The sequence below is a fragment of the Vibrio sp. 10N.239.311.G01 genome (assembly GCF_041465805.1).
Classification (GTDB): Bacteria; Pseudomonadota; Gammaproteobacteria; order Enterobacterales; family Vibrionaceae; genus Vibrio; species Vibrio crassostreae_C.
The window spans coordinates 1-3,025 of record NZ_JBFSRM010000061.1 but is presented as its reverse complement, the minus strand read 5'-3'; the positions used below and the strand labels follow the sequence as shown (position 1 = coordinate 3,025).

The window sequence follows — 3,025 nt, the reverse complement described above, 5'->3', positions numbered from 1 at the left end:
TTGCCTTGATCAGGTGTCCTAAATCGCAACTAGGAGCTTTTGAGGGGCTCTGTGGGCTGTTTTTGATAGCTAACTCGCCCGTTTAACATAATAGGAATAATGAACACCTCAAATTCATCATATACTTCGCTTTTGAAAAATCATTAGGGTGCAAATTATGGTTGGTACAAAGGTTGAAGTTCTAACTGATATTTGGAAGAGTGCTCAGGAACTACAGCAAGACATTGAGCTTGTAAAAAGGTCTTTTGAACAGTGGCTCTCTAAGAATGATACGGGACGTAGTTCAGAAGATGCCGCATTTGAATCTCTTTGTGAGCATTATTGCTCTGCATTAGCCTCTAAAAAATTAGACTTGATTTTAGAAAACTGCTTTGAGAAGCCTACGGATGAAGACTGTGGTTGGGTAAGGAATTAAAGTAAGAACGGCTCCCAATCGGGAGCCGTTCTTTGTTACAGAGTCACGCTTATGAAAAATTTCACAGTGAAATTGTAGGTTACGAAGTCACGTGATTTTTGTTCTTTTCCGGACGAGTTGAATGCTAGGTCGGATTGAAATAAGTGGTTCGGACGAGTTGAATTCTACCTTGAACTCTCTCGTGATCCACCCATGGAAACTTTCGGTTCTGCGTGAACATTACAGGAATAATACACACCGATTTTTGAGAAGTTGAACCTCATTCTTAAGCGACCTTTAACACAAGGAAATCACCTTTCCGCGGAGAACTTCGGTTTCTATTTCCTTTGATTTTAACTACAATATAATTACGATGTAGTTATGGTTGTGATATGTCTTACTTAAATTTTCAATGGGATCCCAACAAAGCTGAAACGAACAGAAGAAAACATGGTGTTACCTTTCATGAGGCTCAGTCAGTTTTTTATGATGAGTTTGCCCGTGTTATTCCAGATCCAGACAGTTCATTTGGTGAAGAGCGTTTCATTATTTTAGGCGTAAGTGAGGAATACAATACTTTGGTTGTTTGTCATTGCTATCGTGGGGATGATGAGAAAATCAGAATTATATCAGCCAGAAAAGCAGAGAAACGAGAACGAAAACAATATGAGGATTGCCGTTATGCGTGAACAGTATGATTTTTCTAACTCAGTAGCTAACCCTTATGTGAAAAAATCAAAGAAGCAGATAACGATAAGATTAGATGAAGATGTTATTAGCTACTTCAAAGAGCTTTCAGACAAGAATGGAGTTCCTTACCAGAACTTAATGAATCTCTATTTGAAAGATTGTGCATCTAAACATAAAGAGTTGAAGATGGATTGGCAGTAGCCACTACAAATCGAATTTAGACACAAGAACGGCTCCCGATTGGGAGCCGTTCTTCGTAACGGAGTCACGCGATTGAACATAATAGGAATAATAAACACCGATTTTGTTAGCTTGCCCTGTTGATGCTTATGTAACTTGCCATTTTGAGCATGGAAATGTATAGATGGCTCTCTATACATTTAACTCTTTGTCTTATGAATATTATTTCTTCCCCTAAATTTTCAATCACATTACTCCATCCCAGATACTGGGGAGTTTGGCTTGGTTTTGCTTTACTTGCTCTGGTTGTAAATATTTTTCCATACTTTCTCCTACGTCTTATTGGAAATAGCATAGGCTTGGTGGCTATGAGGATTCTTAAGAGGCGTTACCAAGTGGCAAAAGAAAACTTTCGACTTTGTTTCCCTGGACAATCCGAAGTTGTTTATGAAAGGTTGGTATTGTCAAATTTTAAATATACAGGTATGGCTCTTATAGAAACAGGTATGGCTTGGTTTTGGCCTAAGTGGAGAATTAGTCAAATCTCGTCAACTCAAGGTCAAGAAAATATAAATGAGCAGGGAGAAAGAGGTGTTCTGATTTTATGCACTCACCATCTGAATTTGGAACTAACGGCTCGTATTTTTAGTCAATTTTGTAAAGGGTACGGAGTGTATCGTCCCAACTCCAATCCAGCATATGAATTTGTTCAGCATAGAGGGCGAACTCGGTTTGGGCACAAGATGGTTGATCGAAAAGATTTAAGAACAATGATAAAGGTACTCAAAGGCGGAGGAAGGCTTTGGTATTTACCTGACCATGACTATGGTCAGGCAAACTCAGTTTTTGCTCCTTTCTTCTCCGTTAAAGAGGCCGCTACTACATCAGGATCTAGTATGTTGATTGATTCAACTGGTTGTGCGGTAATCTCAGGTGTAACTGTTTTTGATGAAAATGGTTACACCCTTCATATTGGTCAGGATTTAAGTCACAGCATAAAGAGACGTGACCCTTTGAATGCAGCAGCTGTGCTTAACCAAGAAATTGAAAAAATGATTGAGAGAGACATTCCAGCATGGATGTGGCTACACAAAAGATTTAAAACACGCCCAGAAGGAGCTAGAGCCTTTTACTCATGAGTTTATGTTGAGCTTCAACTTATTTAACGTAACGTCACTTAGTGCGAACTGAGATTTAGACACAAGAACGGCTCCCGATTAGGAGCCGTTCTTTGTTGCGCAGGTGAATCCTAGCTAAGGTAACAGAATCTTAATGCTCTGGTTGTCTATTGATGACGTTGTTAGATAAATGCCTTTTAATTCGGAGGCTTTTTTGTTGGGGAAATTCATGACCGGTTAAAAGGAAGGAAAGCAGCACCAAGTTTGACTATCCCTTTATGAAGAAAACATGCTTACAGTGTTGGCACTGGCATTTTTGTTCATTTCTTTTGGTGAAGTTCCTTTCAGGAAATGTTCTTTTTACTCGGGCAATGGCTCGTTCTTCTTTGCATTTAGGACATGTATAAGCAAAAATCATTGGTCTCCTTTCTGGAAGTAACATCTCATTTTATTGCTAACTTTACTTTTTAGTCCAATATGAAGCAAGTTTCTATAATGTTGTACGGTATTGAACGGTCGATTTACCATAACGGCACTTAGTGCGAACTGAGATTTAGACGCAAGAATGCCTCCCGTACGGGAGGCATTCTTGCACTAAAACAGCTATGACGTTGACTAGCTGTGATAGCTACACTGCTGTTTA

Annotated in this window: 4 protein-coding genes; all 4 read left to right on the top strand. The window is 39.2% G+C overall.

The genetic code is table 11. From position 1 onward, the window contains the following. Positions 1-157: 157 nt before the first annotated feature. The 4 genes from AB6D06_RS22325 to lpxL all read left to right on the top strand — a co-directional run bounded on the left by AB6D06_RS22325 (position 158) and on the right by lpxL (position 2,403). On the top strand, positions 158-415 hold the full coding sequence (locus AB6D06_RS22325; RefSeq protein WP_372007100.1) for a hypothetical protein: 258 nt from the start codon (positions 158-160) through the stop codon (positions 413-415). A 371-nt stretch (positions 416-786) separates the two neighbouring features. Then, complete coding sequence (locus tag AB6D06_RS22320) at positions 787-1,083, top strand: BrnT family toxin (protein WP_102457269.1); 297 nt, start codon at positions 787-789, stop codon at positions 1,081-1,083. Continuing rightward, a complete protein-coding gene (locus AB6D06_RS22315) occupies positions 1,076-1,285 on the top strand; it encodes a BrnA antitoxin family protein (RefSeq protein WP_076653982.1) in 210 nt (69 codons plus the stop codon). The genes AB6D06_RS22320 and AB6D06_RS22315 overlap by 8 nt, the downstream gene beginning before the upstream one ends. A gap of 194 nt (positions 1,286-1,479) precedes the next feature. Further along, positions 1,480-2,403: an LpxL/LpxP family Kdo(2)-lipid IV(A) lauroyl/palmitoleoyl acyltransferase gene (lpxL, locus tag AB6D06_RS22310; RefSeq protein ID WP_102457271.1), complete on the top strand. Its 924-nt coding sequence runs from the start codon at positions 1,480-1,482 to the stop codon at positions 2,401-2,403. Positions 2,404-3,025: the final 622 nt, after the last annotated feature.